A 23,313-nucleotide genomic window follows, 5' to 3' on the forward strand; every position below is an offset into this window, starting at 1 on the left:
ATCGCGCACGCACCGTTTCCCCGATTGTTGATCCGTTCGCGCCGTTTTCCATGTGCGGCGCGGTGACCTTTCCTTTTGCCATGACTGCATCTGCCACTTCCGCCGCTTCCGACAACGCCACGCCGGGCAAACCCAAGTATCCGGTCACCCCGGAGGTGGCGCACGCGATGGAAGTGTCGCTGCGCGGCTGCGACGAACTGCTGATCGCCGCCGAGTGGGAGCAGAAGCTGGCCAAAAGCGCTGCCACCGGCGTGCCCCTGCGCATCAAGCTGGGCCTGGACCCGACGGCGCCCGATATCCACATCGGCCACACCGTGGTGCTCAACAAGATGCGCCAGCTGCAGGACCTGGGGCATCAGGTGATTTTCCTGATCGGCGATTTCACGTCGACGATTGGCGATCCGTCCGGCCGCAACGCCACGCGCCCGCCGCTGACGCGCGAGCAGATCGAAGCGAACGCGCAGACGTACTACCGCCAGGCCAGCATGGTGCTGGACCCGAGCAAGACCGAGATCCGCTACAACAGCGAATGGTGCGACCCGCTGGGCGCGCGCGGCATCATCCAGCTTGCCGCCAAGTACACCGTCGCCCGCATGATGGAGCGCGACGACTTCACCAAGCGCTACAAGGCCGGCGTGCCGATCTCGGTGCACGAATTCCTCTACCCGCTGATGCAGGGCTACGACTCGGTCGCGCTCCAGTCTGATCTGGAACTGGGCGGCACCGACCAGAAGTTCAACCTGCTGGTCGGCCGCGAACTGCAGAAGGAATACGGCCAAGAGCCGCAGTGCATCTTGACGATGCCGCTGCTGGTGGGCCTGGACGGCGTCGAGAAGATGTCCAAGTCCAAGGGCAACTACGTCGGCATCAGCGAGGCGCCCAACGAAATGTTCGGCAAGCTGATGAGCATCTCTGACGACCTGATGTGGACGTACTACACGCTGCTGTCGTTCCGCCCGCTGGCCGAGATCGACCTGATGAAGCAAGAGATCGCGTTGGGCCGCAACCCGCGCGATTGCAAGGTGCTGCTGGCGCAGGAGATCGTTGCCCGCTTCCACAGTCAGGCCGATGCCGAGCGCGCACTGGAAGACTTCAACCACCGCGCACGCGGCGGTGTGCCGGACGACATTCCGCAGATCGAGCTGTCGGGTGCGCCGCTGGGCATCGCGCAACTGCTCAAGCAGGCTGGGCTCTGCCCATCCACGTCGGACGCCAACCGCAACATCGAGCAGGGCGGCGTGAAGATCGACGGCACCGTCATCAGCGACAAGGCCCTGAAGATCGACGCCGGCACGTTTGTGATGCAGGTCGGCAAGCGTCGCTTTGCGCGCGTGGTGCTGAAGTGATCGGACTGATCCAGCGTGTGTCCGAGGCGGCTGTCCGTGTGGACGGCCGCGTCGTCGGCGAGATCGGCGCGGGTTTGCTCGCACTGGTCTGTGCCGAACGTGGGGACACCGCCGCCGAGGCCGATCGTCTGCTCGAGAAGCTGCTGAACTATCGCGTGTTTTCCGACGCGCAGGGCAAGATGAATTTGCCCCTGCGCAACATCGACGGCAACGGACAGGCGGGCGGATTGCTGGTCGTGTCGCAGTTCACGCTGGCGGCCGATACCAAGTCCGGCACGCGGCCAAGTTTTACGCCTGCCGCCGCGCCCGAAGATGGCCGCCGCCTGTACGAACACTTCGTGGCGCGCGCGCGTGCCCAGCATCCCATCGTGGCGACCGGCGAGTTTGGCGCCGACATGAAGGTGTCGCTCGTCAACGATGGTCCGGTCACGTTCTGGCTGCAGATTGCGCCGCAACCCGCTGCAGCTGTTGCCAAGACTGCCACGCCGGAAGCGGCCAAATCCGTCTGATTCGTCCAGGACCCTGAGATGCCACGCGCCGCCGCCATTCCCCTGCCGATGCCGCAGATCACGCACATCGTGCTCATCCGCCACGGCGAGACCGACTGGAACCGTGAGCGCCGCCTGCAAGGCCAGCTCGACGTGCCGCTGAACACGCAAGGGCTGGAGCAGGCTGCGCAGTTGGGCAAGGCACTCGCGCGCGAGCAGTTCGATGCGGTCTATGCGAGCGATCTGTCGCGCGCCAGGCAGACGGCGCAGGCGCTTGCAGATGAAGTCGGTGTGACGGTGCGGGATGACGCGGGTTTGCGCGAGCGCTGCTACGGCCAGTTCGAAGGCCTGACGTACGCTGAAGTTGCTGCCCAGCATCCGGCGGAGTTTGATGCCTGGCAAAACCGCGTGCCGGAATTTGCGCCGCCCGGCGGCGAAACCCTCACTGCATTCCATGAACGCGCTGTCGAGACTGCGTTGCGCCTGATCCGCCGTCACCCCGGCGAACGCATCGCGTTGGTCAGCCACGGCGGCGTGCTGGATTGCCTGTATCGCCACGCCAACGCCATGACGCTCACGGAGCCACGCCGGCATGAGCTGCGCAACGCGAGCATCAACCGGCTTTCATCCGACGGTCATCAGTTGACCGTGCTGCAGTGGGGCGATGTCGCGCACCTCGATTTGCTGGTGCTCGACGAGGTGGACCGCCGCGTTCCCTGAACGCGCTACACCTTCAGCCGGAACGGCGTGAAGTCGGTATCGCGGTCGTAGTAATCCTCGTTCTCGGCACGCTTCAGGAACGCGACGACGCGGTAGGTGAGCGGCGTTGCGACGATTTCCCAGCCGGTCTTGAGGATGTATTGCGCGATAGCCACGTGCAGCACCTGTTCGTGCGGCCAGATGCCATAGAAGGCGATCACGTAGAACAGCGACGAATCGACCGCCTCGCCCACCACCGTGGACCCGACGATGCGCGTCCACAGCCATTTCCCTTCCGTCGCGATCTTCATCTTCGCCAGCGTGTAGCTGTTGGCAAAGCTGCCGCACCAGAATGCGATGAGCGACCCCGCCACGATGCGCGGCGTGTTGCCGAACACGTCGTTCAGGCTCTTCTGATAACCGGCCATGAACGGCGCTACCGGCAGCGCCAGCACGACCAGCGACATGAACGACGCGAAGATCAGCGCAGCAAAACCCGCCCACACCACGCGCCGGTCGCGTCCGTAGCCGTACACCTCGGTGAGGATGTCGCCAAAGATGTACGAGATCGGGAAGAACAGCACGCCCGCGCCAAATGTGACCGGCCCGAGGATCGGCAGCGTGATCTGCGCCGCCTTGGCCGCACCGATCAGGTTCGAGCACAGCAGCACCGTGACGAAGGCGGCCATGACGAAGTCGTAATAGCGGAAGTTGCGCGGCGGACTTTGGACGGTCATGGCGGCGGCTCGTCAGTTGTTGTTGTCATCCCAGAGGTCTGGGACCGGGCCGCTCTTGGGTGCGCCCACTCCGAAGTGCTGGTACGCAGAAGCCGTAGCCACCCGCCCGCGCGGCGTGCGCTGCAGGTAGCCCTGCTGGATCAGGTAGGGCTCAAGCACGTCTTCAATCGTGTCGCGCTCTTCGCCGATGGCTGCCGCCAGGTTGTCGATGCCGACCGGCCCGCCGTTGAACTTGTGCAGGATCGCTTCGAGCAGCTTGCGGTCCATCAGGTCGAAGCCGACTGCATCCACATCCAGCATCGCCAGCGCGGCATCGGCGACTTCGCGCGTGATGACGCCGTCGGCCTTGACCTCGGCGTAGTCGCGCACGCGGCGCAGCAGGCGGTTGGCGATACGCGGCGTGCCGCGCGAGCGCTTGGCGATTTCCAGTGCACCTTCGTCCACGATATGGGCGTTCAGCAGGCCCGACGAGCGCGTGACGATCTTCGCCAGTTCGGCCGGCGTATAGAACTCCAGCCGCGCGACGATCCCGAAGCGGTCGCGCAACGGGTTGGTCAGCATGCCGGCGCGCGTGGTGGCCCCCACCAGCGTGAACGGCTGCAGATCGAGCTTGACCGAACGCGCCGCCGGGCCCTCGCCGATCATGATGTCGATCTGGTAGTCCTCCAGCGCCGGGTACAGGATTTCTTCCACCACGGGCGAGAGCCGATGAATCTCGTCGATGAAGAGGACGTCGTTGGCTTCGAGGTTCGTGAGCAGCGCGGCCAGGTCGCCCGGGCGCTCCAGCACGGGGCCGGAAGTCTGGCGCAGGTTGACGCCCATTTCGCGCGCGATGATGTGCGCCAGCGTCGTCTTGCCGAGACCCGGCGGGCCGAACAGCAGCACATGGTCCAGCGCTTCGCTGCGGTTCTTGGCCGCGGTCATGAAGATGTCGAGCTGGCCGCGCACCTTTTCCTGGCCGACATATTCGTCGAGCAGCTTGGGGCGCAGCGCGCGCTCGAAGGCCTCCTCGTTGGGGGAGGCAGGGGAGGCTGAGATGATGCGCTCAGCAGAGACAGCCTTGGCGGCGAGCTTGTCGGTTTCGATCATGACGGGCAGACGGCGCCGGGAAGGCGCGAGCAGGCCATTCTACCGTCTTGCCGCGCCGGGGCGTCAGCCCTTGGACAGCGCCTTGAGCGCCAGCTTGATCCCGTCGGATACGCCCGTGCCGGCCGGCACCTGCTTGATGGCGAGCGCTGCTTCCTTGTCGGAATACCCCAGCGCCAGCAAGGCGTTGAGCACGTCGACCGCGTCGTCCGAGACGGCCGGGCCGCCGGGCACGGCACCGAGGTCGGCGCCCAGCTTGCCCTTGAGTTCGAGCAGCAGGCGCTCGGCCGTCTTCTTGCCGATCCCCGGGATGCGCGTCAGCCGCCCGGCTTCCTGCAGCGTGACGGCCTGCGCGAGTTCGGCTACCGACATACCCGACAGCACCGCCAGCGCAATGCGCGCGCCGATGCCGGAAATCTTGATGAGCTGGCGGAAGGTTTCACGCTCGGCGGCGGTGCCGAATCCGTAGAGCAGATGGGCGTCCTCACGCACGATCTGCTGGGTCAGCAGCACGACGTTTTCGCCGGTGGCGGGCAGGTTGTAGAACGTGCTCATCGGCACGTCGATCTCGTAGCCGACGCCGTGGCAATCGACCAGCAGGTGCGGCGGGTTCTTTTCGATCAGCGTCCCGGCGATGCGTCCGATCATGGGTGGGGTTCCTCCTCCAAAACGGGACGCAGTGTAGCCGAAACCCACTGCACGGCCGATCCAGGGTCAGCCGCGCGCTACGGTTCCGATGCGCAACAACTAGCGCTTGAAGGTCGACACGGCTTGCCGTCCCACCGCCGGATCATCGGTAAAGAAGCCATCGACGCCCGCGCGCAGGAATGTCTGGATCTCCGCGATCGAGCCGTTGACGTTGCGCGTGTTATCGGCACCGCTGCGCAGCGACGGCGGCAGGAAGGTGTTCTCCGGGCGGAAGGTGTACGGATGAACGACCAGCCCAGCGTTGTGCGCGTTGCGGATCAAGTCGGTCGGATCGGTCAGCTTGCCGTTCGCGTCGAGGCCCATGATGCTGCTCTTGTCCGGGCCGACGCCGTTGGCGTACGCGGCGATGTCGCGCATACCCTGGCTCGTCATCATGTCGCCGAAGGTGCGGCGGTCTTTGGCAACAACAAAGTCGTAGGGCTGCCGTCCGGATGTACCCATCAGCTGCACGAGCTTCCAGTTCGGCTGGCTGTTGCCGATCTTGTTGCGGATGGCCTTGAGGTTGGCGACCTCGAACGACTGGATGTAGACCGTCGTGCGACTGGCCGTGAAAGCGTCGCGGCGCAGGCCGTCGATCAGCCTGTCTTCGAGCGGCAGACCGATCGACTGGAAGTACGTCGGATGTTTCGTCTCGGGATAGATGCCGATGTTGCGGCCGAGCCTGGCGGATTGGTCCCGGGCCAGCGCGATGATGTCGTCGAGCGTTGGGATGTCGAACTGGTCGTTGTAGGCGACGTTGTCGGGGCGGATGCTGGGGATGCGCTCGCGTGCGCGCAGCGTTTTCAATTCACTGAGCGTGAAGTCCTCGGTGAACCAGCCGGTGACGCTCTGGCCGTCGATGGTCTTGGTGGTCTTGCGGCCGGCAAATGCTGCCACGTCGGCCACGTTCGTCGTGCCGGAGATTTCGTTCTCGTGGCGCGCAACCAGCACGCCGTCTTTGGTGGAGACGAGATCCGGCTCGATGATGTCGGCGCCGTCGTCGATGGCTTTCTGGTACGAGGCCAGCGTGTGCTCCGGCCGCAATGCGGAGGCACCGCGATGGCCGATCACCTGCACGCTCGCGATGGGCGTGGTGTTGCCACCGCCGTTGCCGCCACCGTGGTGGTATTCCAGCCGGCAGGCGGATAACGCCAGCGAGGCACTCAAGACGAACGGGCTCAGCAGGATGAGACGGCGCAGCATCGGGGGGCTCCTGAATCCTGAAGACGGGTACCCCGCATGGTAGTCGCCGTGCGTTGGTGCAGCTACCTGCCGGCTTTGAGAATCCTGTCAGCCGACGAGGCGCCCGCGCCGCACGCGCAGCCCCTTTTGCGCAAGCTGCGGCGCCAGCCCGGCCATGGCGGCCAGCGTTTCGCCGCCGTGCGCATGGCAGATCGCCACGCCCAGCGCGTCGGACGCATCGGCGCCCGGCCTGCCTTCGAGGTTGAGCAGGCGCACGACCATTTCCTGCACTTGATCCTTGTTGGCGCGGCCGTAGCCGACCACGGCCTGCTTCAGCTGCAGGGCGGTGTATTCGAACACGGGCAGGTTGCCGCTCATCAGGCCGCAGATCACCGCGCCGCGGGCCTGGCCGAGCAGCAGCGTCGATTGCGGGTTGACGTTGACGAACACCTTTTCGATGGAAGCGCAGTCCGGCCGGTAGGTGCTCACCAGTTCGGAGACACCGTCGTACAGCGTCTTCAGACGGCTGGGCAGGTCGGCATTGCCGTTGCTCTTGATCGTGCCCGAGGCCACGTAGACGAGCTTGTGGCCGTGCCGTTCGAGCACGCCGAAACCCGTGGTGCGAAGGCCGGGATCGATGCCGAGGATGCGCATGAAATGGAGCGGAGCAGAAAAGAAAAACGGGGCAGGCGCCAGTCTACGCCTTGCCCCGCTGATCGGTCGAACGACCGTGCCGATTAGTGGCGGAAGTGCCGGGTGCCGGTGAAGATCATCGCCACGTTGCGCTCGTCGGCAGCGGCGATGACTTCATCGTCGCGCACCGAGCCGCCCGGCTGGATCACGCACGAGGCGCCAGCGTCGACCACCACGTCCAGGCCATCGCGAAACGGGAAGAACGCATCCGACGCCACAGCCGAACCGGCCAACGTCAGGCCCGCGTTCTGCGCCTTGATGCTCGCGATGCGGGCCGAGTCCACACGGCTCATCTGGCCGGCGCCCACGCCCAGCGTCATGCCGCTGCCGCAGAAGACGATGGCGTTCGACTTGACGAACTTGGCGACGCGCCAGGCGAACATCAGATCGTCCATTTCCTTCGGGGTCGGGTGACGCTTGGTCACCACGCGCAGCTCGCTCGGCTGCACGTTCTTGGCGTCCGGGCTCTGCACCAGCAGGCCGCCGCCCACGCGCTTGAAGTCGTACGCATTTACGCCCTTGCCTAGCGGAATCTCTAGCACGCGCACGTTCTGCTTGGCGGCGAACACCGCCCGTGCGCCTTCCGAGAAGCCCGGGGCGATCAGCACTTCCACGAACTGCTTGGCCACCACCTGTGCGGCTGCTTCATCCAGCGGCACGTTGAAGGCGATGATGCCGCCGAAGGCCGAGGTCGAGTCGGTCTTGAAGGCCTTCTCATACGCTTCCTGCGCGGTGCCGCCAATGGCCACGCCGCAGGGGTTGGCGTGCTTGATGATGACGCACGCGGCGCCCTTGGCCGGGTCGAACGACTTCACGCATTCCCACGCGGCATCGGCGTCGGCGATGTTGTTGTACGACAGCTCCTTGCCTTGCAGTTGCGTGTAGTTGGCGAGCGCGCCGTCGACGGCCTTCAGGTCGCGGTAGAAGGCGGCAGACTGGTGCGGGTTCTCGCCGTAACGCATCTCCTGCACCTTGTCGAAGGCCAGGTTCAGCGTTTGCGGATAGGCGCTGCGCGTGCTGTGCGACTTGTCGGCGCCGAGGCTCGTCAGGTAATTGGTGATCGCGCCGTCGTACTGCGCGGTGTGCGCGAACACCTTCTTGGCCAGCATGAAGTTGGTTTCGTAGCCGACCGTGTTGTTGTTGGCCTGCATTTCGGCCAGCACGGTGGCGTAGTCGGCCGGGTCAACGATGACCGTCACGTCGCGATGGTTCTTGGCCGCCGAGCGCAGCATGGTCGGGCCGCCGATGTCGATGTTCTCGATGGCGTCGGCCAGCGTGCATTCGTCCTTGGCCACCGTCTGCTGGAACGGGTACAGGTTCACCACCAGCAGGTCGATGGTCGGGATGCTGTGTTCGGACAGCGCGGCCATGTGCTCGGGCAGGTCGCGGCGGGCCAGGATGCCGCCGTGCACCTTCGGGTGCAGCGTCTTGACGCGGCCGTCGAGCATTTCCGGAAAACCGGTGTAGTCCGCCACTTCCGTCACGGGCAGGCCGGATTCGGCGAGCAGCTTGGCGGTGCCGCCGGTGGAGAGGAGCTTGACGCCGCGCTCGTGCAGGGCACGGGCAAAGTCGACGATGCCGGTCTTGTCGGAAACGGAAAGCAGGGCTTGCTGGATCATGGTGGAAACGCCGGTGGGCGGGTGTGGCGCTGGGTTTGCCGAACTGGCAGGAGGCGCCGTCAGAAAGGAAATCGGTTCAAAGGCCGGCCCGCAACCTCAGATGAGGCCGTGCTGCTGCAACTTCTTGCGCAGCGTGTTGCGGTTGATGCCGAGGTAGTCGGCCGCCTGCGACTGGTTGTTGGAAGCCCATTCCATCACGGTTTCCAGCAGCGGCCGTTCAATGGCCTGCAGCACCATGTCGTAGACGTTGGACGGGTTCTCTCCGTCCAAGTCACGGTAATACGCATCCAGGCTGTCGCGGATGCAACGTTCGATGGGGTTGCGGCTCATGCGGCAAGCAGTTCCTTGTTGTTGTCGTTGTTGCCCGTCGTGGGGTGGTCGCCACCGGTCGCCTGGTCTTCGTAGACCAGGCGGTCGGACAGCGCACGCTGCTCGTCGAAGAACGCATTGACAGCGGCCAGCTGGGCCGCGGTGTCCTCGATGGTGTTCATGCGGTGGCGGAACAGGTTGGCCCCCGCCAACCCGCGCGTGTACCAGGCGATGTGCTTGCGCGCGGTGCGCACGCCGGTGTATTCGCCATAGAACGCGTAGTGCTCTTCCAGATGCGCGTTCATGATGCCGCGAATCTCTTCCACTTCCGGCGCGGGCAGCAGCGTGCCGGTCTGCAGGAAGTGGGAAATCTCGCGGAACAGCCACGGGCGCCCCTGCGCCGCGCGGCCGATCATGATGGCGTCGGCGCCGGTCACGGCCAGCACGTGCTTGGCCTTGGCCGGCGTGGTGATATCGCCGTTGGCCACCACCGGAATGCGCACCGACGCCTTGACCGCGGCGATGGTGTCGTATTCCGCTTCACCGTGATACAGATCGGCGCGCGTGCGGCCGTGCACGGTCAGCATGCTGATGCCGGCGTCCTGTGCAATGCGCGCCACGCTCAATGCGTTGCGGTGTTCGCGATCCCAACCGGTGCGGATTTTCAACGTCACCGGCACGCGATCGCCAACTGCGCCGACCACGGCTTCGACAATGCGCTGGACCAGCGGCTCGTTCTGCAGCAGGGCAGAACCGGCGGCGACGTTGCACACCTTCTTGGCCGGGCAGCCCATGTTGATGTCGATGATCTGCGCGCCGCGATCGACGTTGTAGCGTGCGGCTTCGGCCATCATCATCGGCTCGGCGCCGGCAATCTGCACGGCGATCGGCTCGACCTCGCCGGTGTGGTTGGCGCGCCGCATGGTCTTCTCGCTCTTCCAGAGCTGCGCGTTGGACGCGACCATCTCGGACACCGCATAGCCCGCGCCCAGCCGCTTGCAGAGCTGGCGGAACGGGCGGTCCGTCACACCCGCCATGGGGGCGACGAACAGGTTGTTGCGAAGGGTATGCGGTCCGATCTGCAAGGCTGGCGAGGAAGAAGCGGCTGAAAGAAACGAAAAATCACCCCTTCCGCCCAGCGTCGGAGGACGATCGGGCGGAGCGACGGGAGTGAAAAATGCGAGGACGGCATTTTACCGCCAAACCGCCGGATTGCCTAAATGTTGTGCACAAACTATGCGGCAGTGCGGTCGGCGGTCGGGTTCTTGCCGTGGCTGGCGCTAGCGGAACCGCTGCAGGCCGTAGGGGCGGGCGTCGATGAAAGGCGTGCGCTGGCTGAGCAGATCGGCGATGAGTCGGGCGGTGCCGGGCGCGCCCGTCATGCCCAGATGGCCGTGCCCGAACGCGAAGAACACGTTGCGGTAGCGCTCAGAGCGGTCGATGACGGGCAAGCTGTCGGGCAACGAGGGGCGATGGCCCATCCATTGGCTGTCATCCGAGAATCTGAGGCCCGGGAAGAGCTGCTGGCCCTGTTGCATGAGGATGCGGGCGCGGCGGTAGTCGGGCGGCGCGTCCAACCCGCCGATCTCCACGGTGCCGGCAATGCGCAAGCCGCCTTCCATGGGCGTGGCGATGAACTTGCGCTCGCAATCCATGATCGGCCGAGAGGGCTGGATGGTAGGGGCGCGCAGCGTGGCGTGATAGCCGCGTTCGGTGTCGAGCGGAATGCGGATGCTGGTGAGTTTCGCGCCCAGCCGCATCGACCACGCGCCCGCGCACAGCACCAGTTTCGACACCGGCAGCGTGCCGCAATCGGTGTGCAGCCGCGTCGGGCCGCCGTAGTCGCTGCGGCCCAACTCCACGTCCAGCACCTTGCGGCGCAGGAACGTGCCACCCGCGGCCATGAAGTTGGCTGCGAGCGTTTTGACCAGTCGTTCCGGGTTGATCGTGAAGCCGTTGTCGGGCAGCAGCAGACCGGATTGGATGTCGGCGGCCAGTGCAGGCTCCAGTTCGCGCGCTTCACCGCCGCTCAGGGCTTGCGAGCGCACGCCCGTCGCATCGCGAATGGACTGCGCCAGCACATCGCCCGACGAACGCGCCAGCGTGCGCCATACATACAGGTGGCCCGTCTGGCGGATTAGGTCGTCATATTGCGCGGCGTCGAGCAGGTTGCGATAGCCGGGGAAGGTCGCGCTAAAGAGACTCGCCAGCGGCTGCGCCGTCGCACGGGCCTGCGCTTCGTTGCCCGCAAGCACCCATTGCAGCAGCCACGGCAGCGCGCGCGGCAGATAGGGCCAGCGGACCGTCAGCGGGCCCATCGGATCGGCCAGCCATTTGGGCACCTGCTTCAGCATGCCCGGCAGCGCCATCGGCACGACCGACGCCACACTCAGGCAGCCGGCGTTGCCGAACGAGCAGCCTTCGCCAATGCCCGCCTGATCGAGCAGCGTGACCTGGTGGCCCTCCCGCTGCAGCTGCAGCGCACAGGCCGTGCCGACAATGCCGGCGCCCACCACGGTGATCTGCTGACGATCGCCCGCAGCGCTGACCTCGGGAGTCGACACGCGCTAGCCTCGCTGCCCGAACATCATCTGCCGGGCCAGGCCGTGCTTGAGCGGCGGCAGGCATTCCAGCAGCGTGAGCGCGGCGCCGCGCAGGTGGCCAAACGGCCGGCCGGGCACGGCAAACGCACGTGGCAGCAAATCGGTCAGGCCGATGGTGACGGCGCGGTCAAACGCGCGTTCGCGGGCGAAACGGGCGAGGGTCGCCGCCGTTGCCCCATCCCGAAGCGCGCGCGCCATTTCGAACGCATCGCGCAGGCCGAGGTTGAAGCCCTGGCCTGCCACGGGGTGGATCGTCTGCGCGGCATTGCCGATGGCCGCGACGCGGCGGTCGACCGGAATGCGCTGAGCGTGCAGCCCGAGCGCGAACGTGTGGCGCGGGCTGGCGTGCGTGAAGCGGCCCATGCGCTCGCCAAAGGCAGCGCCCAGTTCGGCGAGGAAGGCGTCGTCTGGCAACGCTGCGCGTCGGCGCGCTTCGTGGGGCGCACAGCACCATACGAGCGCGTAGCCGGGACCTTGCGCGTCATCCTGCGGCAGCAAGGCGAGCGGGCCTTCGGGCGTGAAACGCTCCCATGCCCAGCCGTCCAGCGGGGCGCTGCAGCGCACGTGCGCGACGATGGCGGTCTGGCCGTAATCGCGCCGGCGCGCCTGGGCGATGCTGCGTTGCTGCTTGCGTGCGTCGTCGAACAACCCGCCTTCGGCCTGGATGACGACTTCCGTTTCGATGGCCAGCGGATGGCGACCCTCGCGTAGCGCGCGCACCCGTGCCGGGGCGACCGTACCGTCGGCGCGCGGCAGTTGTTCGACGCGCTCCACGGGCGTGTGGTCGTAGCGGGTGAGGCGGTTCGGGTAACGCGCCATCAGCGTGGCGAGCGCGGCGTTGAGCGCGGCGCTCAGGTCGCCGTATTGCACGACGTGGCCGAGCGCGGGGACATCGTAGTCTTCGCGGCGGATATGCGCCTGCCCGAAGTGGCCGCGCTGCGAGACGTGGATGTGCGTGATGGGCGTGGCGCGCGTGGGCCAGCCGCCAATCTCCTGCAGCAGCACGCGCGAGCCGTGCGACAGGGCCAGTGCGCGCGGGTCGCGCGCGGCGGCTTCGCTATCGCGCGCATCGAACAGGGCGATGCGCCAGTCGGTGTCGCGCAGCAGCCAGTTCGCCAGCGCCAGCCCGACAGGCCCCGCGCCGACAATGGCGACGTCGAAGTCCGGCGCCGCGCTGTTCGCTGTGAGGCTGTCGGTCATGCCTGGCTCCGCATCACCAGTTCGATTTCGTCCGGGGCCACGGGCACGTCGCGCGTGATGATTTCGCAGCCTTGCGGCGTGACGATGGCGTCGTCTTCGATGCGGATGCCGATGTGCCAATACTGTTCCGGCACGCCGGGCGCGGGGCGCACGTAGATTCCGGGTTCGACGGTCAGCACCATGCCGGCTTGCAGCGGGCGCCACGGGCGTTCGCCTTCGGCCGGTGCGGCGGTGCCGGGCGTGCGGTATTCGCCCACGTCGTGCACGTCCATGCCGAGCCAGTGGCCGGTGCGGTGCATGTAGAACTGACGGTATTGGCCGCCGGCGATCACGTCATCGAGCGTGCCGACCTTGTTGGCGTCGAGCAGGCCGGTGTCGAGCATGCCTTGCGCCAGCACGCGCGTGGCGGCGTCGTGCGGCACGTTGTAAGGCACGCCGGGGCGTGTTTCGGCAAGGGCCGCTTCCTGCGCCGCAACCACAAGCTCATACAGCTCGCGTTGCGGGCCGGTAAAGCGGCCATTGACGGGGAACGTGCGCGTGATGTCCGACGCGTAGCCGTCCAGCTCGCACCCGGCATCGATGAGGCATAGATCGCCGTCGCGCAGTTCGGCGTTGCCGGCGCGGTAGTGCAGCACGCACGCATTCGGGCCCGTGGCGACGATGGAGTTGTAGGCGACGCTTTGCGCGCCATGGCGGCGGAATTCGTACAGCAGTTCGGCTTCGAGATGGTATTCACGCAAGCCGGCACGCGAGGCCTGCATGGCGCGCACGTGCGCTCCGGCGGAGATGCGGCCGGCGCGACGCATGATGTCGAGTTCGCTCGGGTCCTTGAACAGCCGCATCTCGTCGAGGATGGCGCGCACGTCCAGCGCCTGGTGGGGCGACGACACGCCGGCGCGGCCTTGCATGCGCACCGCATCGAGCCAGCGGCGCATGCGGCGGTCGAACGCGCTGCTATCGGCGAGCGGATAGGCCACGGCACCGGCGTTGGCGAGCAGCTTGGGCAGCGTCGCGTCGATGTCTTCCACGGAGTGCCCCTCGTCCAGCCCGAAGGCCTCCTTCGCGGCTTCCGGGCCGAAGCGGAAGCCGTCCCAGATTTCGCGCTCTTCATGCTTGGGGCGGCAGAACAGCACGCTGCGCGCCGGCGCGTTGCCCGCGGGTACCACGATGGCCAGCACCGCTTCGGGCTCGGTAAAGCCGGTCAGGTAATAGAAGTAGCTGTCGTGCCGGTAGGGGTAGTCGCTGTCGCGGTTGCGCATTGCTTCGGGTGCGGTCGGCACGATGGCGACCCCGCCACGACCGCCCGATGCCGTGCGCAGCCACTGCGCGACGCGCTCGCGGCGCTGGCGATAGGTCTGGAGGAAAGCGAGTTCGGTGGCGGACATGGCGTGTTTTCCAGCAGCAGAAAGGATGCGTCGATTGTAACGCCGCGCCTGGCAGGGATTCGGGGAGGGGCATGGCCACACCCGAAAGGAGACTTGTGCGGTCCGGACGGCCTCTCCTAAAGTCTCGGGCGGCCGCCGCCGTTAATACGGAGCTGTATGCATCCCGGTTGCGACCTCCGCCTGCAGTGGATTGGCCGCATTGGATCGGCCTGCCCAGGAGAACCGATGCTCGCCACCAGTTACAACCCTCTTCTCGTCCTGCTTTCCCTGTTCGTGGCCATCTTGGCGTCGTATACGGCGCTGGACATGGCAGGACGTGTCGTTACAGCGCAAGGCCGCGCGGCGTTGTGGTGGCTCATCGGCGGTGCGTCGGCCATGGGACTGGGCATTTGGTCGATGCACTTTGTCGGCATGCTGGCGCTGAGCCTGCCGATCCCGGTTGGATATGACGTGGGAATCACGCTGACCTCGCTCGCCATCGGCATCGGGGCGTCGATGTTTGCGTTGTGGCTCGTCAGCCGGCGCGAATTGCCTTGGCCACGCCTGGTGGGCGGCGCCCTTCTGATGGGTGCGGGCGTGGCGGGTATGCACTACACCGGCATGGCGGCTTTGCGCATGAACCCCGGCATTCAATACGACCCCGCCAGATTTGGGCTGTCGATCGTGATTGCCGTGCTGGCCTCGGGCGTAGCGCTGTGGATCGCGTTTCGCCTGCGGCGGCAGTCGCGACGCGTTCGTGCGCTGCGTGCCGGTTCGGCGGTGGTGATGGGCGTGGCCATCGTCGGCATGCACTACACGGGGATGGCCGCGGCGGCGTTTCCATTTGGCAGCGTGTGTGGCGCTGCGCACACCGGCGCGAGTGCTGAATGGCTGGCGCTGGTCATCATCATCGTCACGCTGGCGGTGCTGGCTATCGCGCTCATCATCTCGGTGCTCGACCTGCGCATGGAGGCGCGCACCGCCTTGCTGGCGAACTCGCTGGCGGCGGCCAACAAGGAGCTGGCCTACCTTGCGCTGCACGACAACCTCACCAAACTTTCGAACCGCGTGCTGCTCGAAGACCGCCTGGCGCAGGCGATCCGCACGGCTGACCGCGAGAAGCGCCGCTTCGCGCTCATGTTCATGGACCTCGACGGCTTCAAGGCCGTCAACGATGTCTATGGCCACCACGTGGGCGATCTGCTACTGATCGATGTCGCGCAGCGCATCGGCGCGCGGGTGCGGCAGCAGGACACCGTGGCGCGTGTCGGCGGCGACGAATTCGTCGTGCTCGCCTACGTGGACGATCCGCAAGATGCCGGCACCCTGGCCGACGCGCTTCTGGAAGTGGTGCGCGAGCCGTTCATGGCCGGCGGTCACGAGCTGCGCGTCTCGACCAGCATCGGCATCGCGGTCTACCCCGGCGACGGCGGCAACCAGCACGATCTGCTGACCAATGCCGATGCGGCGATGTACCACGCGAAGGGCCTGGGCCGGAATGCCTACAGCTTCTTCGAGCCCTCGATGAACGCCAACGTGCATCAGCAGTTGCAGCTCGTGCAGGACTTGCGCCGCGCGGTCGAGCGGCACGAACTCGTGCTGCATTACCAGCCGAAATTCAACGCGCCCAACGGGCCGATCATGGGCGTCGAGGCGCTGGTGCGCTGGCAGCATCCGCAACGCGGCTTGGTGCCCGCCGATGAATTCATCCCGCTGGCCGAAAAGACCGGCCTCATCGTGCCGCTCGGCGCGTGGGTGCTGGACGAGGCCTGCCGCCAGATGGCGCAATGGCACCGCGAGGGGCACACCGGCTGGACCGTCGCAGTGAATCTCTCCGCGCTGCAGTTCAGCCACGCCGCGCTCATCGACACCGTGCGCGACACGCTTGCGCGCCACGCGCTGGACCCGCGCAGCCTGACGCTGGAGATCACGGAATCGACCGCCATGCGCGACGTCGATGCCAGCCTGCAGATCCTGCAGCAGCTCGACGCGATGGGCGTGCGGATTTCGATCGACGATTTCGGCACCGGTTATTCGAGCCTGCTGTATCTCAAGCGTTTGCCTGCCAGCGAGCTGAAGATCGACCGCGGTTTCGTGCGCGACCTGGCGCACGACACGGAAGATGCGGCCATCGTCTCGGCCATCGTGGCGCTGGGTCAGACGCTGAACCTGCGCATCGTCGCAGAAGGTGTGGAGACGGCCGAGCAGCAGGCATTTCTCACGCGGCTCGGTTGTCACTCGCTGCAGGGCTACCTGCTGGGCCGCCCGATGACGGCGGAATCGTTGAGCGCCGCGATGGCGTAAGCGCCTAGCGCGACGCGAGTTCTGCGTCGAGTGCGGCCAGCTGGGCCGGCGTCCCGACGTTTTCCCAGCGACCGTCGAAGCGCTCGCCCGTAGCGCGGCCTTCGGCGATGGCCTGGTGGTACAGCGGCGTCATCGCCAGCCGCGTGCCGGGCGTGATGCCGGCAAACAGGCGCGTGTCGTACAAGCCGATGTTGCCGAACGTGAGGCGCTCGGCGCCGTCGGCGTGGAGCACGCCTTCGCTATCCAGCGCGAAATCGCCGCGCAGGTGGTACGGCGGGTTCGGCACCATCACCAGGTGCATGCTGGGTGCCACTTGCGCGGCCATTGCCGGCGCCCGGTCGCGCAGCAAGGCGTAGTCGTAATCGCAGAACACATCGCCGCTGACGGCGATGAATACGCTGTGGCCCTCGCCGGCATGCAGCAGCGACATGGCCTGCGCGACCCCGCCCGCCGTTTCCAGCGCCTGCCCTTCCGGCGAATACGCGAGGCGCACGCCCCACGCACTGCCATCTCCCAGCCCGGCTTCGATCTGCGCGCCCAGCCATGCGTGGTTGATGACGATGTCGCGCACGCCGGCCGCAGCCAGGCGCTCGATTTGCCAAACGATCAGCGGTTTGCCGCCCACTGTGAGCAGCGGCTTGGGCGTGTGATCGGTCAGCGGGCGCATGCGGTCGCCGCGGCCCGCCGCGAAAATCATGGCGCGCGTCGTCGAATTCAAGCCATCACCTTCATGAGAATCAGCAGCACAGCCATGCCGCCGACGATGGTCCACATCGCGCTCTTCGTCACCCGTGCGATGACGATGGCGACGATGCCGGCAAGCAGGCGCGGGTTGTCGATCGACACCGCGAGCGCGCCGTCGCGCATCAGCAGGTCGGGCGCGATGAGCGCGGTCAGCATCGCGGCCGGCACGTACGGCAGGGCGTTGCGGAACCACATCGGCAGGTTCATGCGCCCTTCGAGCGCGATGAACGATAGGCGGATCAGGTAGGTCGCCGCGCCGGCAATCAGCAGCACGCCGAAGAGGATGAGGGCTTTCATGCGGCAGCCCCCTTGTCGGACGGCCGGGCCAGCAAGCGCTCAACCAGCGCACCGACGGCAATGCCCACGCACGCCGCGCTCATCAGCCCGAGCTTGTGCGGCCAGCCCGTCCACGCCACGGCCAGCGCGGCGCCGGTCAGGGCCGCGGCCAGTTGTGCGCGTGTGCGCAGTGCCGGCACCACGATGGCGATGAACGTCAGCGGCAGGAAGAAATCAAGCGGCCACGAGGTCGGCACCTGCGCGCCCAGCACCACGCCGACGATCGTCGACGCCTGCCAGCTCGACCACAGCGCCACGCCGGCGCCGAGGAAATACCAATGACGGTAGGCCGCTTCCGCGCTGCCGGGCTGCGCGGTGACAACGCGGCGGTTCATGGCGGCGAAGGCTTCGTCGGTCAGCAGATAGGCGATCAGCCATTTCCAGCGGCGCGGCAGGTGCGCCAGCGCCGGCGCAATGCTGGCCGAATACAGCGCGTGCCGCAGGTTCACCATCGAGACGGTCGCCGCAATGACCAGCGCGGGCGCGCCACCGGTCCACAACTGCACGAGGATCATCTGCGAGGCGCCACCGAAAACGATGGCGCTCATCGCCACGGCAAGCCACGCGGGCATGCCGGCCGACGTGGCGAGCACGCCGTAAATCATGCCGAACGGCACCACGCCCAGCAGCATGGGCGCGAGCGCCAGCATGCCGGCGCGAAACTCAACGGCGCGGGGGGAGGCCATCAGAACGTGTAGCCGATCTGCTGCGCGCGATCTTCGAGTTGATCGAGCAGGCGGGCCAGCGGTGCCAGCGCGTTGTAGCGGCTGCACACACGGCGCAGGTAGGCGATGAAGCGCGGGGTGTCTTCCACGTAGCCGGTCTTGCCGTCGCGGTAGCACAGGCGCGCGAAGATGCCGGCCACCTTCAGATGGCGTTGCGCGCCCATCCATTCGAGCGCGCGGTAGAACTCGCCGAAATCTTCATCGACCGGCAGCTTGGCGGCGCGGGCGGCTTCCCAGTAGCGCACGGCCCAATCCAGCTCCTGTTCTTCATCCCATGACAGGAAGGCGTCGCGCAGCAGCGAGGCGGCGTCGTAGGTGATCGGCCCGTAGACGGCGTCCTGGAAGTCCAGCACACCCGGCTGCGACGGGTCGGCCGCGTTGATCATCAGGTTGCGCGGCATGTAGTCACGATGCACGTACACGCGCGGCTGGGCCAAGGCGCTGTCGACCAGCAGCTTGAACACCTTGTCGAGCGATTCGCGCTGCGCGGCGTCCAACGGGCGTTGCAGGTGGCGGTCGACATACCAGTCGGGAAACAGCGACAGCTCGCGGCGCAGCAGCGCTTCGTCGTACGGCGGCAGTTCGCCTTCGCGCGAGGCCGACTGCCAGCGCACCAGGGTATGGATGGCCGGGCGGAACAGCGTATTGGCGTAGGCGAGGTCGAAATTGCGCTCGCGCAGCGATTGCAGATACGTTTGCGGGCCCAGATCGGTCAGCAGCAGGAAGCCCTGTGCGAGATCCTGCTCCAGCACCTGCGGCGCACGCACGCCCGCACCGTTGAGCAGGCCAGCCACATGAACGAACGGGCGGCAGTCTTCCTGCGGCGGCGGGGCGTCCATGACGATCAGCGTGCCGTTGGAGCTGTCCAGACGGAAATAGCGGCGGAAGCTGGCATCGGCCGAGGCAGGTTGCAGCGTGTCGATGCGCAGGCCGTGGGCGGCGGGCAATGTGCCGAGCCAGTCGCGCAATTGGCTGAGGCGTGCGTCGGTTGCGCCTGCTGCGGCGCCAGGGGTCGAAGCCATGCTGAGAGAATGCTGGAATGAGGCTGGAAGGAAGCCCCGTATAATACCCGACCGAGTTTCGCCGCGAACGAGCGCCGGCCTTGTCCAGGCCGCGTCCGGCGGCGGGATTGACCGCAGTACTGACTGATTTTGTGCCTGTGCGTGCCGTTGCGCGCGCGGCCCTGTTCCCGATCTGCATGACCGAACCGAACCGAGCCAGGAAAAACCGGCAGCGCGCTGCTGTTGCCGCGCCCGATCAGCGGCCCGCCAACCGGCGTGGCACGCTGGCATTGCGCCCGCTGGTATTTGCGGTGGCCGGTGTCTGGACGGCGACGTCCGCGGCGCAGAGCGCGGGCACTGCACAGGCGACAGCGCCTGCTGTCACCCCGGCCTCGTCGGTCACGGCGCTGGCGACGTCCGGTCCGACCACGCCCGGCGGCAGCCCGCTGGTGCCCAAGATGGCCGAGCCCGTCCAGCGCCCGGACAACACCGTCCCCACATTTACCGCGGCCGACAGGATGGACGGCCGCACCAACGAAGACATCCACCTGCGCGGAAATGGCGAACTGCGCCGCAACGGTTCGGTGCTGAAGGGCGACACGCTCGATTACAACCAGGACACCGACGTTGCCACCGCCACTGGCAACGTGCGTCTGTTCAAGGGCGGCACGCTCGTCACCGGCCCGGACGCCAAGCTGAAGGTCACCGCCAACGAAGGCACCATCAGCACACCCACGTACGAGTTCCACTCGACCGGTGGCCATGGCACCGCGGAGCGCATCGATTTCATCGACAAGGACAACAGTCGCATCACGCGCGGCACGTACACCACGTGCTCGCCGGACAATGTCGACTGGTATTTCAGCGCGAGCCGCATCGACATCGACAGCGACCGCCAGGTCGGCACCGGCCGCAACGGCGTGCTGCACTTCTTCGGCGTGCCGGTGTTTGCCGCGCCGGTCATGGATTTTCCGCTCAATGACGATCGGCGCAGCGGTTTCCTTGCGCCGGTGTTCGGCTATAACAGCCGCAGCGGGGCCGACGTCACGCTGCCGTACTACTTCAACATCGCGCCGAACCGCGATCTGACGTTGTATCCGCGTCTGCTGAGCCAGCGCGGCTTGCAGCTCGGCGCCGAATACCGCTATCTCGATGCGTCGTACAGCGGCGTTCTGCGTGGCGAATTCCTGCCCGATGATCGTGAGGCAGGCCGCAACCGCTGGTCGATTTCGGCGGTACATACCCAGCGCCTGGCGCCGGGCCTGACCGGCTACATCAACTACAACAAGGTTTCCGATAATACCTACCCGGATGACCTCGGCCGCAGCATCGTCACGGCGACGCAGCGGCAGTACACGCAGGAAGGCGGCGTCACGTACTCGATCGGCGACTGGGTGGCCCAGGCGCGCGTACAGAAGTTCCAAACATTGTCGACGGCCACCACGCCGCTCTCGGCACCATACGAGCGTTTGCCGCAGTTGAGCCTGACGTATAACCGGTACGACGTTGGCGGCTTTGACGTCAATTTCGTGACCGATTACACGCGGTTCTCGATCCCGACGGCCAATACCGTGCAGGGCGAGCGCCTATTCATGCAGCCGACGATCAGCTACCCGATCGTCCGCCCCGGCTGGTACGTCACGCCGAAGTTCATCCTGAACACCACCGCATACCGCCTGGACCGCCCAGCTGGCGATACGCAGGACACGCAGATCAATCGCACGCTTCCGACGTTCTCGCTCGATTCGGGCATGACCTTCGAGCGTGATGCCCCGCTGGTCTCCAAACTTTTTGGTGTGAGCTACATCCAGACGCTGGAGCCGCGCGTGTTCTACGTGTACACGCCGTATCGCGACCAGTCGCAGATTCCGCTGTTCGATACCGGCCAGTCCGATTACAACCTCGGCCAGATCTTTACCGAGAACCCGTACACCGGTTACGACCGCATTGCCGACAACAACAAGGTGACGGCAGGTGTGACCACGCGTTTCATCGAGGCCGAGTCAGGCATCGAGCGCCTGCGTGCCACGATCGCACAGCGCATCGATCTCGACGGCCAGCGCGTGACGCTGGCGGGTGCGGCGCCGACGTCGGTGCGCCGCTATTCGGACCTTCTGGGTGCGACCACGATCCAGATGTTCCGCGGCATCTTTTTCGATACGAACCTTCAGTACAATCAGGACATCGACCGCATCATGCGGTCGACGGTCGCGTTCAGCTGGAAGCCTGAAGCCAACAAGGTGATCAACCTCGGCTACCGCTATTACCGGCAAGATGCCAATACCGGTCAGCTGCCGCTGGAACAGGCCGATATCTCCACGCAGTGGCCGATTACGCGGCGCCTCTACGGCCTGGGCCGCATTGGTTACGACCTGGATGCGCGCAAGCCGTCGGATATGCTGCTTGGCCTCGAATATGTGGCGGACTGCTGGGTCGGTCGACTGGCGGTGCAGCGCTACAGCAATGCGGTTTCGGGCTATACGACGCATATCTTTGCCCAGATCGAATTCAAGGGTTTGTCGAAGGTGGGGAACAATCCGATCGACGTGATTCGTCTGAACGTGCCTGGCTATCAGCCGGTGACCGCGCAGCCGATCACGCCGTCCGTGCTGGATCAATATGAATAACGACATCATGGCTTTCCAATCGACCGCTTTCGCCACGCGTGTGGCTCCTCTGGGCCGCTTGCGGGTTGCCACCGGCGTACTGCTTGCGCTGCTGGCAGGGACCACGCTGTCGACCGCTGTCCACGCGCAGCAGGCGCAATCGGCAAAGAAGACCGCACCGGTGCGCGGCATCTTTGCCAACCCGGGTTCGTCGCCGAGCCAGCCGTTGCTGCAGGGCACGCTGCCCGAGCCGACGGCGCCAGGTGCACCGCGTAGCCAACTCGTCGACGAGGTGGTGGCCGTGGTCAACACCGACGTCATCACTCGCCGGGAACTGCTCAACCGCGCCGACTTGGTTGAACGCACGTTCCGTGCACAGAACCGCCCGCTGCCGCCGCGTGCGGATCTGCTCGGTGAAGTGCTGGAGCAGCTGATCCTGGAGCGCGTCCAGGCGCAGACCGCCAAGGAGAGCGGCATCCGCGTGTCCGACGCCGATGTGGACCGCGCGGTGGAAAGCGTGGCCCAGCGCAACAACCTGTCGGTGCCGCAGCTCAAGAGCAAGCTGAAGGACGCCGGCATGACGTACGACAAGTACCGCGACGACCTGCGTCAGGAAATCCTCCTGGCGCGCCTGCGTGAGCGCGAGGTCGACTCCAAGGTGCAGGTCTACGACGGCGAGATCGACAACTATCTGGCGCAGCAGGGCGGCGGCGCGGCCCCGGCCGGCGAGCAGCAATACAACGTCGCGCAGATTCTCGTGCCGGTGGCCGAAGGCGCCTCGGACGCCGAGAAGGCCGCAGCGCGCAGCAAGGCCGAAAGCCTCCTCAAACAAGCGCAGGGCGGCGCCGATTTCGCCAAGCTGGCGCGTGACAATTCGGGCGCGCAGGATGCATCGCAAGGCGGCGAGCTTGGGCTGCGTCCGATCGGTCGCCTGCCGGCGGTGTTTGCCAACGCCGTGGTCGACATGAAGGCCGGCCAGGTGGCGAGCCAAGTGGTGGAAAGCCCGGCCGGTTATCACGTGATCAAGCTGCTGGAGAAGCGCGCACCGGGCACCGCGATTGCCGCCAAGGTGCAGCAGACGCAAGTGCGCCACATCCTGATCAAGACCGGTCCGACGATGTCGGCGGACGACGCGCGCCGCCAATTGACGGGCCTGCGTGATCGTATCGTTCACGGCTACGACTTTGGCGATGCGGCACGTCGGTATTCGCAAGACGGCTCGGCCGGTGCGGGTGGCGAGCTGGGCTGGGTATCGCCGGGCCAGCTGGTGCCGGAATTCGAGCAGGCGATGAACCAGCTCAAGCCGGGCGATGTGTCGCAGCCGGTGCAGAGCCAGTTCGGTGTGCACCTGATCCAGGTGGAAGGCCGCCGCGAAGCCGAGGTGTCCGGCGACCGCCAGCGCGACTACGCACGCTCGGTGATTCGCGAGCAGAAGGTCCAGGCCGCCTACGAAGACTGGCTGCGTGAGCTGCGCGATTCGGCACACGTGGAATACCGCGTGAACCGTCAGCAGTAAGCTACGGACATCCGCATCGCTCACGGCCGCCTGCGGGCGGCCGTGGCGTTTCTAGATCGCCTCGAAAA

General features: G+C 66.3%; 21 protein-coding genes. 6 read left to right on the top strand and 15 right to left on the bottom strand.

Translation table 11 applies throughout. The features are described 5' to 3' along the window. Positions 1 to 80 precede the first annotated feature (80 nt). The 3 genes from tyrS to R2676_RS14170 are packed head-to-tail and all read left to right on the top strand — an operon-like array spanning position 81 to position 2,554. The gene (gene tyrS, locus R2676_RS14160) at positions 81 to 1,346 is read left to right on the top strand and encodes a tyrosine--tRNA ligase (RefSeq protein ID WP_206272847.1); all 1,266 of its coding nucleotides are present in this window, start codon (positions 81 to 83) and stop codon (positions 1,344 to 1,346) included. Then, positions 1,343 to 1,855, top strand: coding sequence for a D-aminoacyl-tRNA deacylase (gene dtd / locus R2676_RS14165; RefSeq protein WP_206272845.1), 513 nt, complete (start codon positions 1,343 to 1,345; stop codon positions 1,853 to 1,855). The genes tyrS and dtd overlap by 4 nt, the downstream gene beginning before the upstream one ends. An 18-nt stretch (positions 1,856 to 1,873) precedes the next feature. Continuing rightward, a complete protein-coding gene (locus R2676_RS14170) occupies positions 1,874 to 2,554 on the top strand; it encodes a histidine phosphatase family protein (protein ID WP_206272844.1) in 681 nt (226 codons plus the stop codon). A 5-nt stretch (positions 2,555 to 2,559) separates the two neighbouring features. Here R2676_RS14170 and R2676_RS14175 read toward each other — a convergent pair whose 3' ends face one another. The 11 genes from R2676_RS14175 to R2676_RS14225 form a co-directional block, all read right to left on the bottom strand. Continuing rightward, complete coding sequence (locus R2676_RS14175) at positions 2,560 to 3,270, bottom strand: queuosine precursor transporter (protein WP_206272842.1); 711 nt, start codon at positions 3,268 to 3,270, stop codon at positions 2,560 to 2,562. Between the two features lie 12 nt (positions 3,271 to 3,282). Next, complete coding sequence (gene ruvB, locus R2676_RS14180) at positions 3,283 to 4,359, bottom strand: Holliday junction branch migration DNA helicase RuvB (RefSeq protein WP_206272840.1); 1,077 nt, start codon at positions 4,357 to 4,359, stop codon at positions 3,283 to 3,285. Positions 4,360 to 4,422: 63 nt separating this feature from the next. Continuing rightward, on the bottom strand, positions 4,423 to 5,004 hold the full coding sequence (ruvA, locus tag R2676_RS14185) for a Holliday junction branch migration protein RuvA (protein WP_206272838.1): 582 nt from the start codon (positions 5,002 to 5,004) through the stop codon (positions 4,423 to 4,425). A gap of 99 nt (positions 5,005 to 5,103) precedes the next feature. Then, positions 5,104 to 6,246, bottom strand: a complete 1,143-nt coding sequence (locus tag R2676_RS14190; RefSeq protein WP_206272836.1) for a glycerophosphodiester phosphodiesterase — start codon at positions 6,244 to 6,246, stop codon at positions 5,104 to 5,106. A gap of 87 nt (positions 6,247 to 6,333) precedes the next feature. Further along, entirely contained in the window at positions 6,334 to 6,879 is a 546-nt protein-coding gene (ruvC, locus tag R2676_RS14195) for a crossover junction endodeoxyribonuclease RuvC (RefSeq protein WP_045785821.1), read from the bottom strand. Positions 6,880 to 6,962: 83 nt separating this feature from the next. Continuing rightward, on the bottom strand, positions 6,963 to 8,537 hold the full coding sequence (gene purH, locus R2676_RS14200; protein ID WP_027678200.1) for a bifunctional phosphoribosylaminoimidazolecarboxamide formyltransferase/IMP cyclohydrolase: 1,575 nt from the start codon (positions 8,535 to 8,537) through the stop codon (positions 6,963 to 6,965). Between the two features lie 96 nt (positions 8,538 to 8,633). Further along, positions 8,634 to 8,867, bottom strand: coding sequence for a Fis family transcriptional regulator (locus tag R2676_RS14205; protein WP_004635563.1), 234 nt, complete (start codon positions 8,865 to 8,867; stop codon positions 8,634 to 8,636). Continuing rightward, complete coding sequence (gene dusB, locus R2676_RS14210) at positions 8,864 to 9,931, bottom strand: tRNA dihydrouridine synthase DusB (RefSeq protein ID WP_027678199.1); 1,068 nt, start codon at positions 9,929 to 9,931, stop codon at positions 8,864 to 8,866. The genes R2676_RS14205 and dusB overlap by 4 nt, the downstream gene beginning before the upstream one ends. 195 nt (positions 9,932 to 10,126) lie before the next feature. Then, positions 10,127 to 11,410 (bottom strand): NAD(P)/FAD-dependent oxidoreductase, encoded by a 1,284-nt coding sequence (locus R2676_RS14215; RefSeq protein WP_206272834.1) that lies wholly within the window; start codon positions 11,408 to 11,410, stop codon positions 10,127 to 10,129. Between the two features lie 3 nt (positions 11,411 to 11,413). Beyond that, on the bottom strand, positions 11,414 to 12,649 hold the full coding sequence (locus R2676_RS14220) for a UbiH/UbiF/VisC/COQ6 family ubiquinone biosynthesis hydroxylase (protein WP_316857244.1): 1,236 nt from the start codon (positions 12,647 to 12,649) through the stop codon (positions 11,414 to 11,416). Beyond that, entirely contained in the window at positions 12,646 to 14,034 is a 1,389-nt protein-coding gene (locus R2676_RS14225) for an aminopeptidase P N-terminal domain-containing protein (protein ID WP_206272831.1), read from the bottom strand. Before R2676_RS14225 ends, R2676_RS14220 begins: the two co-directional genes overlap by 4 nt. Positions 14,035 to 14,259: 225 nt before the next feature. Here R2676_RS14225 and R2676_RS14230 point away from each other — a divergent pair, with 225 nt between their 5' ends. Further along, positions 14,260 to 16,317 (top strand): putative bifunctional diguanylate cyclase/phosphodiesterase, encoded by a 2,058-nt coding sequence (locus R2676_RS14230; RefSeq protein WP_206272829.1) that lies wholly within the window; start codon positions 14,260 to 14,262, stop codon positions 16,315 to 16,317. 4 nt (positions 16,318 to 16,321) lie between these two features. Here R2676_RS14230 and murU read toward each other — a convergent pair whose 3' ends face one another. From murU to R2676_RS14250, 4 genes are read right to left on the bottom strand one after another with little or no spacing between them, the layout of a single operon-like run. After that, positions 16,322 to 17,014 carry an N-acetylmuramate alpha-1-phosphate uridylyltransferase MurU gene (gene murU / locus R2676_RS14235; protein WP_206272938.1) on the bottom strand — a complete coding sequence of 231 codons (693 nt, stop codon included), beginning with the start codon at positions 17,012 to 17,014 and terminating at the stop codon, positions 16,322 to 16,324. 17 nt (positions 17,015 to 17,031) lie between these two features. Beyond that, entirely contained in the window at positions 17,032 to 17,358 is a 327-nt protein-coding gene (locus R2676_RS14240; protein WP_206272827.1) for an AzlD domain-containing protein, read from the bottom strand. Continuing rightward, positions 17,355 to 18,083 carry an AzlC family ABC transporter permease gene (locus tag R2676_RS14245; protein WP_206272825.1) on the bottom strand — a complete coding sequence of 243 codons (729 nt, stop codon included), beginning with the start codon at positions 18,081 to 18,083 and terminating at the stop codon, positions 17,355 to 17,357. Before R2676_RS14245 ends, R2676_RS14240 begins: the two co-directional genes overlap by 4 nt. Next, positions 18,083 to 19,144 carry an aminoglycoside phosphotransferase family protein gene (locus R2676_RS14250; RefSeq protein WP_206272824.1) on the bottom strand — a complete coding sequence of 354 codons (1,062 nt, stop codon included), beginning with the start codon at positions 19,142 to 19,144 and terminating at the stop codon, positions 18,083 to 18,085. Before R2676_RS14250 ends, R2676_RS14245 begins: the two co-directional genes overlap by 1 nt. A gap of 176 nt (positions 19,145 to 19,320) precedes the next feature. Here R2676_RS14250 and R2676_RS14255 point away from each other — a divergent pair, with 176 nt between their 5' ends. Both R2676_RS14255 and R2676_RS14260 read left to right on the top strand, forming a co-directional pair. Beyond that, the gene (locus tag R2676_RS14255; RefSeq protein WP_206272936.1) at positions 19,321 to 21,750 is read left to right on the top strand and encodes an LPS-assembly protein LptD; all 2,430 of its coding nucleotides are present in this window, start codon (positions 19,321 to 19,323) and stop codon (positions 21,748 to 21,750) included. Further along, a complete protein-coding gene (locus R2676_RS14260; RefSeq protein WP_316887261.1) occupies positions 21,743 to 23,245 on the top strand; it encodes a peptidylprolyl isomerase in 1,503 nt (500 codons plus the stop codon). The genes R2676_RS14255 and R2676_RS14260 overlap by 8 nt, the downstream gene beginning before the upstream one ends. The last annotated feature ends 68 nt before the right edge of the window (positions 23,246 to 23,313 follow it).

Origin of the sequence: Ralstonia flatus (assembly GCF_958439105.1) — a bacterium.
GTDB classification, from domain to species: Bacteria; Pseudomonadota; Gammaproteobacteria; order Burkholderiales; family Burkholderiaceae; genus Ralstonia; species Ralstonia flatus.

What these genes read in the sequence shown, in the direction of transcription:
- ruvB (WP_206272840.1), bottom strand. Translation starts at nt 4,359, where the DNA reads ATGATCGAAACCGACAAGCTCGCCGCCAAGGCTGTCTCTGCTGAGCGC.
- R2676_RS14170 (WP_206272844.1), top strand. Translation starts at nt 1,874, where the DNA reads ATGCCACGCGCCGCCGCCATTCCCCTGCCGATGCCGCAGATCACGCAC.
- R2676_RS14225 (WP_206272831.1), bottom strand. Translation starts at nt 14,034, where the DNA reads ATGTCCGCCACCGAACTCGCTTTCCTCCAGACCTATCGCCAGCGCCGC.
- R2676_RS14230 (WP_206272829.1), top strand. Translation starts at nt 14,260, where the DNA reads ATGCTCGCCACCAGTTACAACCCTCTTCTCGTCCTGCTTTCCCTGTTC.
- ruvA (WP_206272838.1), bottom strand. Translation starts at nt 5,004, where the DNA reads ATGATCGGACGCATCGCCGGGACGCTGATCGAAAAGAACCCGCCGCAC.
- R2676_RS14240 (WP_206272827.1), bottom strand. Translation starts at nt 17,358, where the DNA reads ATGAAAGCCCTCATCCTCTTCGGCGTGCTGCTGATTGCCGGCGCGGCG.
- R2676_RS14220 (WP_316857244.1), bottom strand. Translation starts at nt 12,649, where the DNA reads ATGACCGACAGCCTCACAGCGAACAGCGCGGCGCCGGACTTCGACGTC.
- R2676_RS14245 (WP_206272825.1), bottom strand. Translation starts at nt 18,083, where the DNA reads ATGGCCTCCCCCCGCGCCGTTGAGTTTCGCGCCGGCATGCTGGCGCTC.
- ruvC (WP_045785821.1), bottom strand. Translation starts at nt 6,879, where the DNA reads ATGCGCATCCTCGGCATCGATCCCGGCCTTCGCACCACGGGTTTCGGC.
- murU (WP_206272938.1), bottom strand. Translation starts at nt 17,014, where the DNA reads ATGATTTTCGCGGCGGGCCGCGGCGACCGCATGCGCCCGCTGACCGAT.
- R2676_RS14205 (WP_004635563.1), bottom strand. Translation starts at nt 8,867, where the DNA reads ATGAGCCGCAACCCCATCGAACGTTGCATCCGCGACAGCCTGGATGCG.
- R2676_RS14190 (WP_206272836.1), bottom strand. Translation starts at nt 6,246, where the DNA reads ATGCTGCGCCGTCTCATCCTGCTGAGCCCGTTCGTCTTGAGTGCCTCG.
- R2676_RS14260 (WP_316887261.1), top strand. Translation starts at nt 21,743, where the DNA reads ATGAATAACGACATCATGGCTTTCCAATCGACCGCTTTCGCCACGCGT.
- tyrS (WP_206272847.1), top strand. Translation starts at nt 81, where the DNA reads ATGACTGCATCTGCCACTTCCGCCGCTTCCGACAACGCCACGCCGGGC.
- R2676_RS14175 (WP_206272842.1), bottom strand. Translation starts at nt 3,270, where the DNA reads ATGACCGTCCAAAGTCCGCCGCGCAACTTCCGCTATTACGACTTCGTC.
- purH (WP_027678200.1), bottom strand. Translation starts at nt 8,537, where the DNA reads ATGATCCAGCAAGCCCTGCTTTCCGTTTCCGACAAGACCGGCATCGTC.
- R2676_RS14250 (WP_206272824.1), bottom strand. Translation starts at nt 19,144, where the DNA reads ATGGCTTCGACCCCTGGCGCCGCAGCAGGCGCAACCGACGCACGCCTC.
- R2676_RS14255 (WP_206272936.1), top strand. Translation starts at nt 19,321, where the DNA reads ATGACCGAACCGAACCGAGCCAGGAAAAACCGGCAGCGCGCTGCTGTT.